Origin of the sequence: Flavobacterium luteum, from assembly GCF_008806775.1 — a bacterium.
Lineage (GTDB): Bacteria > Bacteroidota > Bacteroidia > Flavobacteriales > Flavobacteriaceae > Flavobacterium > Flavobacterium luteum.
The window spans coordinates 140,160-159,371 of sequence record NZ_WAEM01000003.1; the positions used below are offsets into that span (position 1 = coordinate 140,160).

A 19,212-nucleotide genomic window follows, 5' to 3' on the forward strand; every position below is an offset into this window, starting at 1 on the left:
TTAGATATTCAAAAGTGTTGAATGTATTTTTTTATCTATTATTTTTTTCTTCTTGCTTTTCCCTTATTTTCATGGGGCTTACACTGATTTCCTTATATCTAACTCTGGAACTGTAAATATCTAACGCTAAATAAACAGCTTCTTTAAACGAATTAAAATCGGCCTTGTTTTTTCCAGCAATTTCGTAGGCTGTTCCGTGATCTGGAGAGGTTCTAATTTTGCTTAATCCCGCTGTATAATTGACTCCTTTACCAAAAGATAACGTTTTAAAAGGAATCAATCCTTGATCGTGATAGGCTGCAATTACCGCATCGTACTTCTCGTATTGGTTGTTTCCGAAAAAGCCATCGGCGGCAAAAGGTCCGAAAACTAAAGTCCCTTTGTCGAATATTTTTTTTATTGTAGGCTTTATTATTTCTTCATCTTCCTTACCAATTACTCCACCATCACCTGCATGTGGATTTAGTCCTAAAACAGCAATTTTAGGTTTATTGATACTAAAATCTTGAATCAAGGCTTTTTTTACTGTTTCAATTTTTTGAATAATTAATGCTTCCGTAAGATGTTTGGCTACTTCATTTACTGGGATGTGATCGGTTAATAAACCCACTCTCAAATTATCCTGAACCATTAGCATCAGCGCATTTCCTTCTAACTCTTGATCTAAATAATCAGTATGACCAGGAAACTTAAAATCTTCAGACTGAATATTGTATTTATTTATGGGCGCTGTAACTAAAACATCTATCAAGCCTTCTTTTAAAGCTTTTGTAGCAGCAACAAATGATTTAATAGCTTGTTTTCCAACAGTTTCATCATTCACACCAAAATTCAAATCAATTCCATCTCTCCAAACGTTTAAAACATTTATTTTGCCTAAAACGATTTGATCTAATCGATCTATACCGTGTAAAATTGAAGTCAATTCGAAAGTTTTCTTTATAAAAGACAAGATTTTTACATTTGCAAAAATAACCGGCGTACACAATTCTAACATTCGTGGATCTTCGAAAGTCTTTAGTACCACTTCGCTTCCAATACCGTTTAAATCTCCAATTGAAATTCCAACAATTATATTTTCTGCATTTTTTATCATGACATCAAGTTATTTATCCCTAATTTTGAGGTGCAAATTTAGTAAAATAAAACTACAATGTTCACAGGAATTATAGAAACACTTGGTACCATTCAAGAAATTAAAAAAGACAACACGAATTTACATATTACAATTCGCTCCTCACTTGCTGACGAGCTAAAAATAGACCAAAGCGTTGCTCATAACGGTGTTTGTCTTACAGTTGTCGCTATTACAGAAAATCATTACACTGTAACTGCAATTCAAGAAACAATAGAAAAAACAAATTTATTAGATTGGGAAGCTGGCGATACCGTAAATCTGGAAAGAGCTATGAAACTTGGCGATCGTCTAGACGGGCATATCGTTCAAGGACATGTGGATCAAACGGGAACATGTAAATCAATTACAGAAGTGAATGGCAGTTGGTATTATTCATTTGAGTTCGATGAAAAACTTAATAATATGACAATTGAAAAGGGTTCTATTACTGTTAACGGTGTGAGTTTAACGGTTGTAAATTCAAAGGAAAATGAATTTAGCGTCGCTATTATTCCGTACACCTACGAACACACTAATTTTAAAAAATTTAAAATTGGCACAAAAATAAACCTTGAATTTGATGTTATAGGAAAATACGTAAGTCGTCTTTATTCAAGAAAACTTTAGATTAAAAAAAACTCCAATTTACAAAGGAGTTTTCTTATTTATTTTTAAATTATTTATTTTATAAAGCCCAAAAAAAACAGCAATAAAAAGCAACACCACAACACTGCCATCAATGGGTAAACCTGGCGGTGGCGGGATTCCGGGAGGCGGCGGTCCTTTAGGCCCAGCAAAAGCTGATGCACAGACAAGGCCCAAAACACCTAAAATGCTATTTGGGGGTAATCTCATGGATGTAAAAGTAATTAAAAAAAGTTTTTGTCAAAATTATTTTTAAATAATTTATTATTAACGGAATACAAATACTAAATTAAAAACTTTTATAAAAAAATGATTAATTGTTTGTATGCTAATAAGACAGAAATCTATAAGCTTTTTGGCAGAAAAAATTTAAATATAAAAAAGCCTCGCTTTTTTGCGAGGCTTAAATATGAATGAATAAATCACTATTCTAATCAGCAATCTAGTATCTGTAATACTCTGGTTTAAAAGGTCCTTCAACAGGAACTCCAATATAATCTGCTTGATCTTTTCGCAACGTTTCTAATTCAACTCCTAATTTAGCCAAGTGCAAAGCCGCCACTTTTTCATCTAAGTGTTTTGGCAACATATATACTTCATTATTGTATGCTGCGCTGTTTTTCCATAACTCAATTTGAGCTAGAGTTTGGTTGGTAAATGAATTACTCATTACAAAACTAGGGTGACCTGTAGCACAACCAAGGTTCACCAAACGACCTTCAGCAAGAACTAAAATATCAACACCATCAATAGTGTATTTATCCACTTGTGGTTTAATTTCGACTTTAGTATTACCGTAGTTTTTGTTCAACCAAGCCATATCGATTTCATTGTCAAAATGTCCAATGTTACACACAATCGTTTTGTCTTTCATAGCACGGAAATCACTTTCTAAAACGATATCTTTATTTCCAGTTGTAGTAATAACAATATCGGCAGTTGAGATAACAGTAGCTAATTTTTTAACTTCAAAGCCGTCCATTGCAGCTTGTAAAGCACAAATAGGATCAATTTCAGTAACGGTAACAATAGAGCCGGCACCTTTAAATGAAGCTGCAGTTCCTTTTCCAACATCACCGTAACCACAAACGATTATTCTTTTTCCAGCCAACATAATATCAGTTGCTCTACGAACTGCGTCAACAGCACTTTCTTTACAACCATATTTATTATCGAACTTCGATTTTGTAACTGAATCATTTACATTAATAGCTGGCATTGGCAACGTTCCCGCTTTTACTCTTTCGTATAATCTGTGTACACCAGTTGTAGTTTCTTCAGACAATCCTTTGATTCCGGCAACTAATTCCGGGAAACGGTCAATCACCATATTGGTCAAATCACCACCATCATCCAAAATCATATTCAATGGTTTTCTGTCTTCGCCAAAGAATAATGTTTGCTCGATACACCAGTCAAAAGATTCTTCGTCAAGACCTTTCCAAGCATAAACTTGAATTCCAGCAGCAGCAATTGCAGCAGCAGCCTGATCTTGAGTAGAGAAAATGTTACAAGAACTCCAAGTCACTTCAGCACCAAGAGCAATTAAAGTCTCAATCAAAACGGCAGTTTGTATCGTCATGTGCAAACATCCCGCAATACGAGCACCAGCAAGAGGTTGTTCGTTTTTATATTCTGCACGAAGTGCCATTAAACCTGGCATTTCAGCTTCTGCTAATTCAATTTCTTTTCTTCCCCAAGCCGCTAGAGAAATGTCTTTTACTTTGAAAGCCACATAAGGCATAGTCGATGTACTCATTTATAGTATATTTGTAATTATAAAATTTTTGCAAATTTAGGTAATAACTTATAATTTAAAAAGGATTTTGTACTATTTGTGAATTGTTTAATTTCGTAATCTTTTAAATATCAATAAAATAATTTTTATTTACTTCGTCCGTTCGCTAGCTCGGGTGAAGCTATTTCCCGCTTTCGCCTTTATCTTTGTCCTCTCGAATTTTAGGGACTACAAAGGATACCGGCTCAATCGGGGCTAAAAAAACTTTACACTAAGATGCCTGTTTATAAAACCATAAATTTTAACACTGCTACTCAAATTTTGGTTTGGAAAATAACCGAGTCTTTCGAGCAATTATTTAATGAAGTCCAACTGAACGAAAAAAGCAAACTTCGTTTAAACGGAATGAAATCGGTTTTACACCAACGTGCTTTTTTGAGTGTTCGAAAACTACTTCAAGAAATTGGCTATACTGATTATGATTTGTTTTATGACGAGTTTGGCAAACCACATTTAAACGATGGGAACCACATTTCAATTACCCATTCACATGAGTTTTCAGCATTAATTATAAGTAATCAAAAAGTTGGAATTGATATAGAAATGCAAAGAGAAAAAATAAAAAACATAGCCGATAAATTTATTGATTATGAGTTTAATTATTTAAACAAAGAGGATACTCAGGATTATTTAAGCAAACTAACAGTTATTTGGGGTGTCAAAGAATCCATTTTTAAAATCAGAAATGAACCTGGAATTAGCTTTAAAAAGAATATAAAAGTAAATAGTTTTCAACTTGCAAATAAGCAAGCATTAGCATGGCTTAAAATGGATATGATTAAGGAACCATTTTCAGTGTTTTTTGAAGAGATAGAAAATTTTACCTTAGTTTATGCTTTCGAAAAATAGTATTCAGTATATCAAAAAATGACAAATATTTATTCCGATATTTTAAAATCGAAAATCGAAAATCGAAAATTATTAGCCATTCTACTCGATCCTGACAAAGTCGATTTAGATAATTCCGCAATTTTAATTGAAAAAATTAATCAATCCCCAGCAACTCATATTTTTGTAGGGGGTAGCTTGGTTTTATCAAACAAAATAGATGATTTAATTTTGAAATTACAACAAGATTGTGAGTTGCCTATCATTCTTTTTCCAGGCAATCCATCACAGATTTCAAGTTTTGCAGATGGAATTTTATTTCTCTCGCTAATTTCTGGTCGAAATCCAGATTATTTAATAGAACATCATGTAAACGCTATTCCAATTTTAAAACAGACTAATCTAGAGGTTATATCTACTGGGTACATCCTCATAGAAAGTGGCAATGAAACTGCAGTTTCTAGAGTGAGTCAAACTAAACCATTAGCGAGAAATAATGCAGAATATATTCTTCAAACAGCACAAGCTGGTGAAGTGTTGGGCAATAAATTGATTTATTTAGAGGCAGGAAGCGGAGCTGATTATACGGTTCCTCAAAAAGTGGTGACACTAGTTTCTAAAAATATTGGAGTGCCCGTTATTGTTGGTGGTGGAATTACAGATTTGAGAATAATTCAAAAAATGTATGATGCTGGAGCAGATTTGGTAGTTATTGGTACTGCTTTCGAAAACAACTTGAACTTTTTTAATACCTATATATGATAGAGTTTTTTCTGGACGCCTATAAAAATGCAACAGTATTTCAAATAGTTATTGAGTTTTTAGCATTTGTACTTGGTATTTTAAGTGTTTGGTTTGCTAAAAAAGAAAACATCTGGGTCTATCCAACAGGATTGTTAGCAACAATTCTCACATCCTATTTGCTATACATTGCAGGATACTTGGGAGATATGATGATTAATGTTTATTTCACTATAATGAGCCTTTACGGTTGGTATTATTGGTCAAAAAAAGACAATAACGACACTAATCTTGCAATCACAAGAATTAATGATAAAGAAAAAATAATTGGAATTGTATTGTTTTTTATAACAATTTTTGTAGTTTTCGGAATCTATAATTACTTTGATTATGAAATAAAAATTGAGAATTATTTTGATATTTTTACTTCGGGCATTTTCTTTACCGCAATGTGGTATATGGCTAAGAAGAAGATTGAAAACTGGACACTTTGGATTTTTGGCGACATTATTGTTGTTCCATTATATGCCTATAGAGGTTTAGGGATGTTAGCGTTGCAATATTTAATTTTTACAATTTTAGCTATAGCGGCTTATTTAGAATGGAAGAAAATCTTAAACAACAACATACAACAATAGTAAAATTTGCGCTTTTTGGTCCTGAAAGCACCGGAAAAACAACTTTGGCTACACAATTAGCAGATTATTTTGATACGGTTTGGGCTCCTGAATACGCTCGAGAATATCTTGAAAATAAATTAGATAAAACAGGACAAATTTGTGAGCCAGAAGATTTATTGCCAATAGCAATAGGACAAACAAAAGCAGAAAACGATGCGCTACTTACAGCTAACAAATATCTTTTTTGCGACACCTCTTTATTGGTTACAAAAGTTTTTTCGGAAATAGCGTATAATTTTTGCGATCCAGTTCTAAATAAAGCGGCAAGAAAACACAAATACGATTTGTTCTTTTTGACAGATATTGATGTGCCTTGGCAACAAGATGGTTTAAGAGATCAACCTAACGATAGAGAAAACACATTTGCTATCTTTAAAAACGCATTAATTGAAAATAACAAGCCGTTTATAACACTCTCAGGTGATGCTGATTCGAGATTTGAGCAAGCAAAAAGTATCATCTACAACTTAGAGAAGGCCAAAGAGTTGGGGTTTTCTTCCTATGATTACGTTCAAATTTATGAAAAAGGAATCCCACTAGATACGATTAAACAGCATTTAAATATTTTTAAATTTGGTATTTCTAAAGCAATTTTAATAAGACCAGCTGCTAAAAATGATGGAATTGTAAAATTAAGCAAAGAAGATTTTCAATCATTTTCAAATATACTAGACGAAAAGAGCAAAACTCTTAAGCTTAAAAAATTTGTCCCAGCTTCTGGAGCTGCAAGCAGAATGTTTAAGTTTTTGAGCGAGTTTATAAATGATTTTGATCCTGAGAACGAAACCATAAATGCTTATGTAAACAGAAAAAATGCAACGAGTCTTACCGTGTTTTTAACTGGTTTAGAAAAATTTCCATTTTTTGAAAAAATTGATAAGAAATTAAAAGAATTGCATGATGATTTCAAATTTTGGGAAAGCGACAAAAAGAATTATCATTTTATAAAATTACTTTTAGAATCGGAACATTTTGATTTTGCTAATAAACCTAAAGCCGTACTTCCTTTTCATAAGTATGCTACACATATAGCAACACCTATAGAAGAACATTTAAACGAAGCAGTATTATATGCTAACACGAATGAAGTTTCAAACCTTCACTTTACAATATCCGAAAAACACAGACCACAATTTAACGCAATAATTGAGCAAGTAAAACACAAAGTCGAATCAAAATACAACGGTAAAATTAACATTAATTTTACGGTTCAAAAATCGGCAACAGATACTATCGCTGTCGATTTTAACAACGAACCCTTTAGAGATGAAAACGGTCATCTTGTTTTTAGACCCGCCGGACACGGTGCGTTGATTGACAATTTAAATGATCTTGATGCCGATATTGTTTTTGTAAAAAATATAGATAATGTTATTCAGAATCATCTAGAAACCATTGCTTTATACAAAAAAGGATTGGCGGGAATTCTTGTAGAATTACAAGAGCAAGTTTTTAATTTCTTGAATAAAATTGAGAACGAAGAAATTCAAGAAGAAGATTTTGAAATTATTTTTTTATTTATTCAAAACAGATTATTCATTTCAATTGCTGAAGACTTCTTAAAATATACTCATGAAAATAAGGTAGTTTATATTAAAAATATTCTAAACAGACCCATACGTGTTTGCGGAATGGTGAAAAACGAAGGAGAAGCTGGAGGAGGCCCGTTTTGGGTTCAAGATCAAAAAGGAAATGTTTCATTACAAATTATAGAAACCTCACAGATAGATTTACAAAACTTAAATCAGAAGAAAATTTTAGAGAGTTCAACCTATTTTAATCCAGTAGATTTAGTTTGCGGAATTAAAGATTACAAAGGCAATAAATTTAATTTATTAGATTATATAGATTCATCGGCGGGTTTTATAGTAGAAAAAAACAAAAACGGAAGAGACCTAAAAGCGTATGAATTACCCGGATTATGGAACGGTGCCATGGCAAAATGGATGACTATTTTTGTAGAAGTGCCTATTGTAACATTTAATCCTGTAAAAACCGTAAATGATTTGCTAAAAGCAGCACATCAACCGCAATAATTTTGGAAAAAGAAAAAATCATAACGGAGTTACAATTTAAAGCAGTACGCAGTTCAGGAGCGGGAGGTCAAAACGTGAATAAAGTTTCCTCAAAAGTAGTTTTGAGCTTTGATTTGAATTCCTCTAAAGCCTTATCTGAAGAGGAAAAATTGCAATTGGAAAACAAATTAGCGACAAGATTAACTTCTGATAATATGCTTATTTTAAATTGCGATGAAGATCGAAGCCAACTCAAGAACAAAGAAATTGTTACTAAACGATTTCTAAATATAATAGCTGCTGGATTAGTAGTTCCAAAAATTAGAAAAGCAACTAAAATCCCTAAATCGGTTATCAAAAAAAGAATTAAAGACAAGAAAAATTTGTCGGAAATTAAACAATTAAGAAAAAGACCCGACTTAAACTAATTAATATTTAGCGTTTTAACAATAAATAAAAATCAATAAGCTAAATTAACGAATAAATCAAAAAACTTTTTTAGATTTGCAACGTCTCAAAGGGGTGCTCTAAATAACGAGCTGAGATTATACCCAACGAACCTGAACAGGTAATGCTGTTAAGGGAAAAAATGACAAAAACGGTAGAGTGCACGCTATTTATTTGTCATAGGAAACAATCATTTATTAATTTAACAAAAGAATAATTCCCCCTTTTATTCGTAATTTTTTTTACGGATGAATACTATTTTATTTACAAAGCTAAAATCCCAAAACTTAGGGTGTAAAGTTGCATATTCGCAGATTTTATTAACAATTTTCTTTCTTCTATTCTCTCTTTTCGCTTTTTCGCAGGAAAAGCAAAAAGATTCAACAAAAGTTATCTCACTTGATGAGGTGTTGGTTTCAGCAATTCGGGTTACTACAAAAACGCCTGTAAGTTTCAGTAATTTAGATAAAAAAGAAATTGCTTTTCGAAATCTAGGACAGGATATTCCCATTTTAATGAATTATTTACCATCAGTGGTAACAACTACCGATGCTGGAAACGGAATAGGATATACAGGAATACGAGTTCGTGGTAGCGATGCCACAAGAGTGAACGTAACTGTAAACGGAATTCCGTATAACGATTCTGAAAGTCAAGGCACTTTTTGGGTAAACATGCCTGATTTTGCTTCGTCTGTAGAGAGCATTCAGTTGCAACGAGGTGTAGGAACTTCAACTAATGGCTCTGGTGCTTTTGGAGCTAGTCTTAATGTGCTTACCGACAATTATTCTAAACAAAATTCAGGAATGATTGCGAATTCATTCGGAAGTTTTAATACTAAAAAACACACCGTTAAATTTAGCTCTGGTTTATTGAATGAACACTTTGAGATTGCCGGAAGATTGTCTAAAATTAGCTCAGACGGATTTATTGATAGAGCATCCTCTGATTTAAAATCCTATTTTCTGCAAGGAACTTATGTTGGAAAAACCACTTTAATCAAAGCTTTAGCTTTTGGAGGTACAGAAAAAACTTACCAATCTTGGTATGGCTTAGAAGATTTAAGTAAGTTAAAAAATGATAGAACCTTTAATGTAGCTGGACAAAAATTCGATCAAAATGGCGTTTTTGAAGGATTTTATGATAATGAAACCGATAATTACCAACAAGATCATTACCAATTGCATTGGAATGAAAAATGGAGTAACCACTGGAATAGTAATTTAGCGTTTCATTATACAAAAGGGAAAGGATATTTCGAGCAGTATATTGACGATTGGTATTACACCAATGTACTTTTTAAAAAAGATTCTGAATTTGCGTTTTTAGGATTAAATCCGATAGAAGTTAACGGAAATACTGTCAATACTATGGATTATATTAGAAGGCGTTGGTTAGATAATGATTTTTACGGCACTACCTTTTCGGTAAATTATAAAAAGAAGAAAATAGATTTTATTTTTGGTGGAGGAGCAAACAAGTATGAAGGCAATCATTATGGTGAAGTAATTTGGTCTCAATATGCTTCTCAAAGTCAAATTAGAGATAGGTATTATGAAGATTTTTCATCTAAAAGCGACATCAATTTATTTTCAAAAATGAATTATGATATTTCTAATAAATGGATGATTTATGGAGATTTACAATACAGAGTAGTAGATTATAAAGCAAATGGAGTTGACACAGGATTGGTGAATGATGCTTTTCATTTTTTTAATCCAAAAGCGGGATTAACTTTTTCTGCAAATCCAAAAAATCAGTTTTATTTTTCTTATGCAAAAGCAAACAGAGAACCTAACAGAAGTGATTATGAAAACGGTAATCCAAGACCCGAAAAGCTAGACGATTATGAATTGGGTTGGAGATGGAACACTGAAAAAGTTAAACTAAATGTTAATGGATATTATATGAAATACAAAGATCAATTGGTGTTAACAGGACAATTGAATGATGTTGGAGCTCCAATCAGAGCCAATAGCGGTGATAGTTATCGTATTGGTCTTGAAGTTGATGCTACAATCTCATTATCTAAAAAATGGTTTTTACAACCAAATTTTACTTTAAGTCAAAATAAAAATCGAGATTTTGTTTTTCAACGGGATGGTATTATTGAAAATTTAGGAAATACCAACATTGCTTTTTCTCCAAATGCAATTGCCGCCAACAGGTTAGTTTTTATTCCTATTCCAGAATTTAATATTTCATTACTGTCAAAATTTGTAGGGAAACAATTTATGGGAAATATAGATTCAGATAAGTCTGTCCTAGAAAGTTATTTTATAAATGATATTAATATTTCTTACGAATGGAATCCGAAGTCTGTTTTTAAATCTATTTTATTATCGGGGCTTATCAATAATTTTCTTGATTTAAAATATGAAAATAACGGCTATTTCTACACTTTTGATGATGATTATACAACTCCTGGAGTAATTTCTACAATAGAAGGAGCAGGATATTATCCGCAAGCAGGAATTAATTTTTTAGTAGGATTAACTTTAAATTTTTAATTTAAAAACAGTAGTGACAAAAAAGCCTGAAAATCTAAATTTTCAGGCTTTCGGTTTTTTAATTAAAAACTCGAATCGAATTATTTCCTAATACTTCTACTTGATAAGGAATCATAGTGTATTTCGCTGTGCCAACACCTGTAAATAAGCTGTATTCGTAATTTTCGCAAGTGCATTTAGCGTTTACTTTGTCCTCTTTTATGATTAATTTTGAGCAAGAACTAAGCGCATGATTAGGGCAATTGGCATTCCACGCCCGATAATCATTATCTGTAATTTTCATAACTATCATACTAATTCCCGAAGGCTCTGTTAAAACAACAGGGTTTATAGGAATAGTCAACGGAGTATTTAAATTCAGGTTTATTATATATGAAAAATTATAACTTGGAATATAAGGATTGTTGTTTCGAACCGAATCTCTTGAGCATCCAATTAGTACAACTAGACTTAATATGTAAAATAAATAGTTTTTCATTTATAGAATATAAGTAATAACACAAACAAATTTAAATTATTTCACTTTGGTTTGAATAGGATTAACATATAATTTTAAAATTATAAAAAAATAATGTATATTTGTAACTACGAATCCCGTCCCGATGGGATTTTTTCTATTTATATAAACGAGGAAATTATGAGCGCAGTATCTTATTACACAGCAGAAGGATTAAAAAAATTAAGAGAAGAATTAGACTATTTAAAGAGCGTGATGCGGCCTAAAGCATCTCAAGATATAGCAGAAGCAAGAGACAAAGGCGATTTATCGGAAAATGCAGAATACGATGCCGCAAAAGAAGCACAAGGAATGCTAGAGATGCGAATTGCTAAATTAGAAGAAGTACATTCTAATGCAAGGCTTATTGATGAAACACATCTTGATGTTTCAAAAGTATTAGTTTTGTCTAATGTTAAAATTAAAAATCAGGCAAACGGAATGGAAATGAAATATTCGTTGGTAGCAGAAAGCGAAGCCGATTTAAAAGCAGGAAAAATTTCGGTAACATCACCAATTGGTAGAGGCTTACTAGGAAAATCAGTTGGCGATATTGCAGAAATAACAGTGCCAAATGGCGTTTTAAAATTTGAAGTTTTAGAAATTTCTAGAGATTAATACAATGTCAAGTATTTTTACAAAAATAGTAAACGGAGAAATTCCTTGTTATAAAATCACCGAAGACGACAACTTTTTAGCTTTTTTAGATGTAAATCCAAACGCAAAAGGACACACCCTATGCATTCCTAAAACCGAAATTGATAAGATTTTTGATATAGAAGATGAAAAGTATTTGGCTTTGATGCAATTTTCTAAGAAAGTGGCAATTGCACTAGAAAAAGCAGTCCCTTGCAAAAGAGTAGGAATGGCAGTAATAGGACTTGAAGTGCCCCATGCTCATGTACATCTAATTCCGCTTAACGAAATGGACGAAATGCGTTTTCAGAACAAAGTAAAATTAAAAAAAGAAGAATTTGAAGCTTTAGCAAAGAAAATTCAAGATTACTTATAAAAAAAACGCAACACTTTAATTGTTGCGTTTTTTTGTGGAGAATATCGGATTCGAACCGACCACCTCTTGCCTGCCAGGCAAGCGCTCTAGCCAAATGAGCTAATCCCCCATTGCGAGGCAAATATACATTTTTTTCGTTTTAAAAAAGCAAATTATAAAATTCAAAATAGAATCATTTCTATTCACTAAATTTGCACCAAAATCATTACAATGAGCAACATTAGAATCACCAAACAATTTAGTTTCGAGACTGGACACGCTTTATATGGATATGATGGAAAATGCAAAAATGTTCATGGTCATAGTTATAAATTGTCCGTTACCGTAATTGGAAAGCCTATTATAGACAGGGCCAATGTAAAGTTTGGTATGGTAATAGATTTCTCAGATTTAAAAAAAATTGTAAAAGAAGAAATTGTCGATCAGTTTGATCATGCTACCGTTTTCAACGAAACAACTCCTCATATTGAGCTAGCTAACGAATTAAAATCTCGTGGGCATCATGTAATATTAGTAGATTATCAGCCAACAAGCGAGAATATGGTTATTGATTTTGCTAAAAAAATTATAAGTCGATTGCCAGAGGTTATTAAACTTCATTCTCTAAAATTACAAGAGACTGATACCTCATTCGCTGAATGGTATGCCTCTGATAATTTATAATCTAAAAGCACTACATTATCCTTATGCAATTAGCTAACAACAAAAAAATATACTTCGCTTCCGACCAGCATTTTGGAGCTCCAACACCCGAATTGAGTTTTCCTAGAGAACAAAAATTCGTAGCTTGGCTTGACGAAATAAAAGCTGATGCTGAGGCTGTTTTTTTATTAGGAGATTTATTCGATTTTTGGTTCGAATACAAAACCGTTGTTCCAAAAGGATTCGTGCGTGTTTTAGGTAAACTTGCAGAAATTCGTGACAGCGGTATTCTTATTTATTTTTTTGTAGGAAACCATGATTTGTGGATGTCCGATTACTTTGAAAAAGAACTCAATATTCCCGTATACCACGATAACAAAGAATTTACTTTTAACGGAAAAACCTTCCTAATAGGTCATGGAGACGGAAAAGGACCAGCCGACAAAGGCTATAAGCGCATGAAAAAAGTGTTTACCAATCCGTTCTCCAAAACGTTGTTCCGATGGCTTCATCCAGATATTGGTGTAAAACTAGCTCAATATCTATCTGTAAAAAACAAACTTATTTCAGGAGCCGATGACGTAAAATTTCTTGGAGAAGAAAACGAATGGCTCGTGCTCTACTCTAAACGCAAACTCGCAACCAAACATTACAATTACTTTATTTTCGGACACCGTCATTTACCTATGAAACTCGCAGTTGGGAAAAACTCCGAATATGTTAATCTTGGTGACTGGATAGGTTATTTCACTTATGGTGTTTTCGATGGAAAGACTTTTGAGTTGAAAAAGCATCTGTAATAGATTTTTTTAGCTGAAAGATTAAAATTACTACCCATTCTCCTCCACATCTTTCTGTAAATCCAAATTTCTAAACGATGGAGAAAAGAATCCAGTAGCCAGCAAAATCAAAAGCGTCATACTTCCACCAAAAACAACTGCCGTTACGGTCCCCATCAATTTAGCCGTCAAGCCACTTTCAAAAGCTCCCAACTCGTTAGACGAACCTACAAATATGGAATTTACCGCAGCTACACGACCTCGCATAGAATCTGGTGTTTTGAGTTGCAAAATTGTTTGACGAATCACCACCGAAATCCCATCAACAACTCCACTCATAAATAATGCAAAAACTGACAGCCAAAAAATAGTGGATAAACCAAACACAATTATACAAACGCCAAATAAGAAAATGGAGATTAATAATTTCATTCCGGCATTCTTATTCAAAGGAACATAAGCAGTGATAAACATAGTGATAAAAGCGCCTACCGCTGGCGCTGCTCTTAAAATACCAAATCCTTCAGGGCCCACTTTCAAAATATCTTGAGCGAAAATCGGCAACAACGCCACAGCCCCACCAAAAAGCACTGCCACCATATCAAGAGACAAAGCTCCTAAAATGGTTTTATTATGATATACGAATTTTACACCTTCTTTAAGACTATCCATAATGGGTTCTCCAATTTTTGGATTCAAAATTGGTTTTATTCCGATTTGTGACAAAAAAATTAAAGACAAAACAGAACATCCGAAAACGAAACTCATCGAGCCATGTACCCCAATCCAATTAATAGAAAACCCAGCCAAAGCGGGTCCTAAAACAGCACCCATTTGCCAAACCGAACTGCTCCATGTTGCCGCATTCGAATATTCTTTTTTAGGAACAATTAAGGATAAAAGTGAAAATATCGTAGGTCCTAAAAAAGCTCTTACTAATCCTCCAAGGAAAACTAAAGTATAAATGCTATACAAAATTAATTCTGTTGAATGCTTAGCTGTAATAGAAGGCAGGGTTAAAAAATACAAGCCTAAGCTTATTATCGAAAAAGCCAAAATACATTTCAGAAGCATTCCTTTCTTTTCATTTTGATCTACAAAATGTCCAGCGAATAAAGCCATACCTATAGCTGGAATGACTTCCATTAATCCAATAATTCCCAGAGAAAGAGGGTTTTTAGTTAAACTATACACCACCCATTCTATGACTATAAATTGCATCGACCAAGCAAAAACCATAGTAAAACGCAACAATAAAAACACATTAAATTCTCTGTAACGTAAGGCAGAATACGGATCGTTTTTTTTCATTTAATTAGTTTTTTATCGATACAACAAAGATAATTTTAAAAAGTAATCTTTTTAATTTTTGTGCTTTGATAGTTATAATAAAAAGAGAGGGACGTAAATAATCCATTTATTTCGTCCCTCTTTTAGATGTGTTTTATAATTTAATTCTTCACTAAAATAATTTTAGATAAAGCATTTACTTTTAATAGATACATTCCGGTTGCGGTATTTTTTGATAAATTAACGTGTGAAGTACTTGTTTGCACATCAAAAGATTTACTTTCGATTTGTATTACTCTTCCTTGCATGTCAAAGACTTTTATTTCATCTGTTTTCGAAGTGTTAGCAATATAAATTTCACTTTGAGTTACAGGATTAGGATACAATAAAATCTCTTTATCCTTTTGGAATCTTGTATTAGACAAGGCTGAATCAAAATAGGGAATAGCAAAATTATAAGCTTCAATTCCAATTTCTTTACCAATTAATCGTCCTGGAATATCATCTGCTGGGGGATGAATTCCACCCCAAATTCTAGAAAGACTGCATTGATCTGAAGCATCCTGATAAGTTGCCCATTGTAAAAAGATGTCTTGACTTGGACCTTTTTCAAAAACCAAAAAGTCATTTTTAGGGGCCTTAAATTCGGACATACCCCCAGGGAAATATTTATCACCTGTTATAAGTGTCATTACTTCGGCAGCTGCTCTTGAAAAAGTAGAATGACCAGAAATAAATCCGGCAAAAGGAGGAGTAACAAATGAAGGTCTTTGGTATGGCCACCAGTTTTCACCTAATATCCAACCTACACCTGCTACATCGGTTGCCGCATTTTTGATGGCGTCGTGTCCTATCCAGGCTTTTAATTTTATTTTTCCAACATTAATATTATTTAAACCACTTAAAGGGTCACCTTCTTTAACTAACTCTACAAAACCTGGATCTAGTTGAATCCCTCCTATATGGTAGTTTGGTAAACTTGGATCAGTACTTTGTCCTAATTCACACATATAACGAATAGCCGAAATGGGTCTGATATAATCAGCCCAACCTTTAATACCCCATGCAGTAACAGCTGCATCATGAACAGCTCCGCCTAATATAAAATAGGCTTTAACATCCCATTCTAATGGAGATAAAACGTCACCTTTACCATTGAATTTTTTTACAAATTGGGGATGATCACTTGCATAATTTAAAATAGAAAACCAATGTCCTGGTGGTGTTTCAGAATCAGGGCCATCGGCCCAAAATTCTGCTAATACTCTAGCATAATCTCCTCTTGGAACCATTTGCGTTTGGTAGGGCTGTCCTGTTGCAGGATTTATACTATACCCCTTTCCAATATCTCCTCCTTCATTTTCATCATAAAAATTAGGGTAATCAGCTGGGGATTTTGGTAAAGATTCAAAATCGATGTTTCCAAGAGATTTTGGTGAAATATCTATTGATACACCATCTGAAGCATCTAAGTGAGAACTCCATTTGGAGACAAGTCTAAAATTCCATTTGTATTGATTGCCGGACTCTGTTTGTGTATTTATATCTAATTGGGGTGGCAAATTGGGTTGATGGTAAACGGTATAATTATAACCGTCACGTTGCACTATTTTTTTATCTTTCAAAGCAAATGGAAATACTTTCCCCCATTCAGCACTTAAAAAAGAGGGAGTCGTGCCTGGTATAATATTTCCGCTTTGGTCTATAAAGGTATTAAAACTTAATGGCTGCCAACGATTACAATTTAATATACCTGTTCCTTGTCCTACTAAATCTAAATCAAGTGGCGGATTAATTGGTTTATAAAATATATTTTTATAACTATTTACTTCATTTGAACCATCGAGTAAACCATAATTGATTAATGTTTGTCCGATGTAATTTCCTAAAGCTGCTGCATCTCCTGTTTCGTAATCTTCTGATGTGTTGTTAATGTCATATCCTAGTTGATTCATAATCATATCGAATCGAGCTCTACTTTTTACAGCTCCAGGAGAATTCAAAAAACGAAAGTTTAATAATCGGTATGCGGCATAACTCATGGTTTTATTTACGGCATCTGCTTTATTTTCGTTTGCAGTAAATTCGTTTAAAGTACTTTGAAATCCGTTTAAGGTATTGCCCATTAAATAAGGACTTGCTTTAGTATCATAAATGGCCCAACTATCATATAATGCAATAGCAGTGTGAAATAAGTTTCGAGCATGTACTGTAGGTCGTGCAAAATCTTTTCTTATGGCCGCGAGTAAAGCTTCATTCCATATTCTAGCCACCGAAATGTTTTCTGGAGCGTTTTTGACATTCAGATTAACATTTAATTCTGTAGTAGAAACGACACAATTATTGATCTTTTCTTGTACTTTTATTTTTCCATTAGACTCAATTTTCCATTTTACAGTAATTGAACCTGTACCTTGTCCACTTAGTATTTTTCCTCCTTCAACAGTCCAAATAGCCTCTGCATTATTTTCTATTGGATAGTTGTAGGATTCAATGGAATTAAATCCAGAATCTATAGAGCCTGATATTACATTTGAAGATTCAAGATAACAACTATTATCATTTGCAGTAGCCAGAGGATTATATTTACAAGAACTCGGGTCGGTACAACCATATATTTTAGCACTTGGAGAAGAATTCAATGTTTCATATCCTTGCTGCGCTTCGGTGAATCTTAAGGCTTTATTAATGGGTAAATTGGTAAAAACATCTACAATACCTGAAGGCCAAGTAATTTTTAATTCGTTAATTGTTGTTGCTTTATTTAAACCAAAATGTACGGGTTTTAAGCTTTGCGATAACATACCAACGCCATTATAATACCTAATAATGGTTCCTTCGTTAGTAGTAACTGAAAGTTTTGTGCCAATTGCATCTTTATTAGAAATAGTGCCTAGTAATGAAACTTTTAACCATGCTAAATCACTGGTTTGATTAGCAGTCAAAGTTTTATTTTCATAGAAAAATGACTTGCTATCTGTATTGGTTACATAAATATCTAAATCTCCATCATTATCATAATCAAAATCAAGGACTTCGGTACTCCTTGTGAACTCATTTAGTCCAAGGTCAGAACTTATGTTTATAAGTGATTTTTGACCTTCTTTGTGTAGGTTTTTGAAATATGCATTCTTTTGACTTTGTGGTAAAACTTTAAAGCCATTTACAACAAATAAATCTTCATCGCCATCTAAATCAAAATCAGAAAAACGGCAACCCCAACCCCAACCAGAAAACTCAACATTTAATTCTTTGGCAGCATTTTTAAAAGTAGTATCGCCGTTATTATTATATAAAGCATTTGGATAGTATGAAGCAGTACTTGTTGCGGTTATAAAAAAATCAAAATTTCCATCTAAATCATAATCTCCTATGGTAATTCCCATATCGGTACTTTTATGGTCTATGCCATAATCACTAGCTTTTTCGATAAAAGTGTTCCCATTTTCATTTAGTAATAAGGAGTTTGATTCTCCAAAGTCATTAGTGGTGTAGAAATCTATCCATCCATCATTATTGAAGTCAAAGGGAAACATAGTATAACTATGTAAGCTTGGATATTGATCTATTTTTGTACTAGTAGTAACATTTTGAAAAGTACCATCTCCATTGTTCTTGTATAAAGTATTTCCTCCACAACCTTTCCAATCACAAATAAAAAGATCTAGAAAGCTGTCGTTATTATAATCGACCCACGTTGCCCCAGTATTGATACAGGTAGTAGTTTTGTTAATTCCCGCAAGAAGGGTAACATCTGAAAACGTTCCGTTTTTTTTATTATGAAAAAGTTGAACATCATTGAAATTTGTAAAAAACAAATCGGGATACCCATCGTTATCATAGTCTCCCCAATAAACACCAAATTTATATCCATCTAAGGCCTCACAATTAGGAATGTCATCAAGTTTTGGTAAAAGATTAACTAAACCAGAAATGTTTGTTACATCGGTAAAAGAACCATCATTGTTATTGCGAAATAAACGACTATGAGATTTTTCATCATTATTATCATCTCTATCTTTAGCCACAACAAAAATATCTAAATCACCATCTAAATCATAATCAGCAGCTGCAACACCATTATTATTTTCTAATTTTGATAATCCTGAAATTGTTTCAATTCGTTCTAAAGTTTGAGCAAATACATTAGTATCAAAAAGCAATAAACTAAGAACTAAACAATAAAAACTAAAGGCAAAATATTTTTTCATT

The 19,212-nt window shown here is 32.9% G+C and carries 17 protein-coding genes and 1 tRNA gene; 11 read left to right on the forward strand and 7 right to left on the reverse strand.

Annotation, left to right across the window (positions count from 1 at the left end; genetic code table 11):
* Positions 1-31: 31 nt before the first annotated feature.
* A complete protein-coding gene (pdxA, locus tag F6464_RS07860) occupies positions 32-1,096 on the reverse strand; it encodes a 4-hydroxythreonine-4-phosphate dehydrogenase PdxA (RefSeq protein WP_151107260.1) in 1,065 nt (354 codons plus the stop codon).
* Positions 1,097-1,153: 57 nt separating this feature from the next.
* Between pdxA and F6464_RS07865 the strand changes: the two genes are divergently transcribed.
* The gene (locus F6464_RS07865) at positions 1,154-1,744 is read left to right on the forward strand and encodes a riboflavin synthase (protein WP_151107261.1); all 591 of its coding nucleotides are present in this window, start codon (positions 1,154-1,156) and stop codon (positions 1,742-1,744) included.
* 18 nt (positions 1,745-1,762) lie between these two features.
* Here F6464_RS07865 and F6464_RS07870 read toward each other — a convergent pair whose 3' ends face one another.
* Positions 1,763-1,972 carry a hypothetical protein gene (locus tag F6464_RS07870; protein WP_225318048.1) on the reverse strand — a complete coding sequence of 70 codons (210 nt, stop codon included), beginning with the start codon at positions 1,970-1,972 and terminating at the stop codon, positions 1,763-1,765.
* Between the two features lie 232 nt (positions 1,973-2,204).
* The gene (ahcY, locus tag F6464_RS07875) at positions 2,205-3,521 is read right to left on the reverse strand and encodes an adenosylhomocysteinase (RefSeq protein ID WP_151107262.1); all 1,317 of its coding nucleotides are present in this window, start codon (positions 3,519-3,521) and stop codon (positions 2,205-2,207) included.
* A gap of 255 nt (positions 3,522-3,776) precedes the next feature.
* Between ahcY and F6464_RS07880 the strand changes: the two genes are divergently transcribed.
* From F6464_RS07880 to F6464_RS07905, 6 genes are all read left to right on the forward strand, one after another.
* Positions 3,777-4,409: a 4'-phosphopantetheinyl transferase family protein gene (locus F6464_RS07880; RefSeq protein ID WP_151107263.1), complete on the forward strand. Its 633-nt coding sequence runs from the start codon at positions 3,777-3,779 to the stop codon at positions 4,407-4,409.
* A gap of 18 nt (positions 4,410-4,427) precedes the next feature.
* Positions 4,428-5,150 (forward strand): geranylgeranylglyceryl/heptaprenylglyceryl phosphate synthase, encoded by a 723-nt coding sequence (locus F6464_RS07885; RefSeq protein ID WP_151107264.1) that lies wholly within the window; start codon positions 4,428-4,430, stop codon positions 5,148-5,150.
* Positions 5,147-5,767: a nicotinamide riboside transporter PnuC gene (gene pnuC / locus F6464_RS07890; protein WP_151107265.1), complete on the forward strand. Its 621-nt coding sequence runs from the start codon at positions 5,147-5,149 to the stop codon at positions 5,765-5,767. Before F6464_RS07885 ends, pnuC begins: the two co-directional genes overlap by 4 nt.
* Positions 5,731-7,845 carry a DUF4301 family protein gene (locus F6464_RS07895; RefSeq protein ID WP_151107266.1) on the forward strand — a complete coding sequence of 705 codons (2,115 nt, stop codon included), beginning with the start codon at positions 5,731-5,733 and terminating at the stop codon, positions 7,843-7,845. The genes pnuC and F6464_RS07895 overlap by 37 nt, the downstream gene beginning before the upstream one ends.
* A gap of 2 nt (positions 7,846-7,847) precedes the next feature.
* On the forward strand, positions 7,848-8,252 hold the full coding sequence (gene arfB / locus F6464_RS07900; RefSeq protein WP_151107267.1) for an alternative ribosome rescue aminoacyl-tRNA hydrolase ArfB: 405 nt from the start codon (positions 7,848-7,850) through the stop codon (positions 8,250-8,252).
* A 267-nt stretch (positions 8,253-8,519) separates the two neighbouring features.
* On the forward strand, positions 8,520-10,781 hold the full coding sequence (locus F6464_RS07905) for a TonB-dependent receptor (RefSeq protein ID WP_151107268.1): 2,262 nt from the start codon (positions 8,520-8,522) through the stop codon (positions 10,779-10,781).
* A gap of 58 nt (positions 10,782-10,839) precedes the next feature.
* Here F6464_RS07905 and F6464_RS07910 read toward each other — a convergent pair whose 3' ends face one another.
* Complete coding sequence (locus F6464_RS07910) at positions 10,840-11,259, reverse strand: hypothetical protein (RefSeq protein WP_151107269.1); 420 nt, start codon at positions 11,257-11,259, stop codon at positions 10,840-10,842.
* Positions 11,260-11,418: 159 nt separating this feature from the next.
* Here F6464_RS07910 and greA point away from each other — a divergent pair, with 159 nt between their 5' ends.
* A complete protein-coding gene (gene greA / locus F6464_RS07915) occupies positions 11,419-11,895 on the forward strand; it encodes a transcription elongation factor GreA (protein WP_151107270.1) in 477 nt (158 codons plus the stop codon).
* Between the two features lie 4 nt (positions 11,896-11,899).
* Positions 11,900-12,289, forward strand: a complete 390-nt coding sequence (locus F6464_RS07920; protein ID WP_151107271.1) for an HIT family protein — start codon at positions 11,900-11,902, stop codon at positions 12,287-12,289.
* 35 nt (positions 12,290-12,324) lie between these two features.
* Here F6464_RS07920 and F6464_RS07925 read toward each other — a convergent pair.
* Positions 12,325-12,398 (reverse strand) — tRNA-Ala (locus F6464_RS07925).
* A gap of 101 nt (positions 12,399-12,499) precedes the next feature.
* On the opposite strand from F6464_RS07925, the gene F6464_RS07930 reads away from it, so the two are divergent.
* Both F6464_RS07930 and F6464_RS07935 read left to right on the forward strand, forming a co-directional pair.
* The gene (locus F6464_RS07930) at positions 12,500-12,952 is read left to right on the forward strand and encodes a 6-pyruvoyl trahydropterin synthase family protein (RefSeq protein ID WP_151107272.1); all 453 of its coding nucleotides are present in this window, start codon (positions 12,500-12,502) and stop codon (positions 12,950-12,952) included.
* Between the two features lie 23 nt (positions 12,953-12,975).
* Positions 12,976-13,731, forward strand: a complete 756-nt coding sequence (locus F6464_RS07935) for a UDP-2,3-diacylglucosamine diphosphatase (RefSeq protein ID WP_151107273.1) — start codon at positions 12,976-12,978, stop codon at positions 13,729-13,731.
* A 30-nt stretch (positions 13,732-13,761) separates the two neighbouring features.
* Here F6464_RS07935 and F6464_RS07940 read toward each other — a convergent pair whose 3' ends face one another.
* Together F6464_RS07940 and F6464_RS07945 are read right to left on the reverse strand one after the other, a co-directional pair.
* A complete protein-coding gene (locus tag F6464_RS07940) occupies positions 13,762-15,021 on the reverse strand; it encodes an MFS transporter (RefSeq protein WP_151107274.1) in 1,260 nt (419 codons plus the stop codon).
* Between the two features lie 140 nt (positions 15,022-15,161).
* Positions 15,162-19,211, reverse strand: coding sequence for an FG-GAP-like repeat-containing protein (locus F6464_RS07945; protein ID WP_151107275.1), 4,050 nt, complete (start codon positions 19,209-19,211; stop codon positions 15,162-15,164).
* Position 19,212 lies beyond the last annotated feature (1 nt).